Annotated in this window: 6 tRNA genes; all 6 read right to left on the bottom strand. The window is 50.8% G+C overall.

Going from position 1 to position 589, the window contains the following annotated elements:
- Positions 1–10: 10 nt before the first annotated feature.
- Positions 11–96: transfer RNA gene (locus K3G25_RS20610), tRNA-Leu, on the bottom strand.
- 14 nt (positions 97–110) lie between these two features.
- Positions 111–185 (bottom strand) — tRNA-Gly (locus K3G25_RS20615).
- Between the two features lie 24 nt (positions 186–209).
- A tRNA-Leu gene (locus K3G25_RS20620) sits at positions 210–291 on the bottom strand.
- 6 nt (positions 292–297) lie between these two features.
- Positions 298–373: transfer RNA gene (locus tag K3G25_RS20625), tRNA-Lys, on the bottom strand.
- A 36-nt stretch (positions 374–409) separates the two neighbouring features.
- Positions 410–485 (bottom strand) — tRNA-Thr (locus tag K3G25_RS20630).
- A gap of 5 nt (positions 486–490) precedes the next feature.
- Positions 491–566 (bottom strand) — tRNA-Val (locus tag K3G25_RS20635).
- Positions 567–589: the final 23 nt, after the last annotated feature.

Genomic DNA, 589 nt, shown 5'->3' on the forward strand with positions numbered 1-589 from the left:
TAATAATGAATGCCGAGGGCCGGACTTGAACCGGCACGGTAGTCACCTACCGCAGGATTTTAAGTCCTGTGTGTCTGCCAATTCCACCACCCCGGCGTGGATGGTATAGTTGGAGCGGAAGACGGGATTCGAACCCGCGACCCCCACCTTGGCAAGGTGGTGTTCTACCACTGAACTACTTCCGCATACAGGATAGTTATCCTGTATAATGCGGGTGAAGGGACTTGAACCCCCACGTCATAAGACACTAGATCCTAAGTCTAGCGCGTCTGCCAATTCCGCCACACCCGCGTAACATGGTGAGCCATGAAGGACTCGAACCTTCGACCCTCTGATTAAAAGTCAGATGCTCTACCAACTGAGCTAATGGCTCTTTTTAAAAGACTTATGTTATTATCTTGTCCAAAAATGGTGCCGGCCAGAGGACTTGAACCCCCAACCTACTGATTACAAGTCAGTTGCTCTACCAATTGAGCTAGGCCGGCAAATATGGTGGAGGATGACGGGCTCGAACCGCCGACCCTCTGCTTGTAAGGCAGATGCTCTCCCAGCTGAGCTAATCCTCCATATATTACACTTGCGTGTAATG

The organism is Bacillus sp. FCW2, assembly GCF_021228595.1.
Taxonomy (GTDB): domain Bacteria; phylum Bacillota; class Bacilli; order Bacillales; family Bacillaceae; genus Bacillus; species Bacillus velezensis.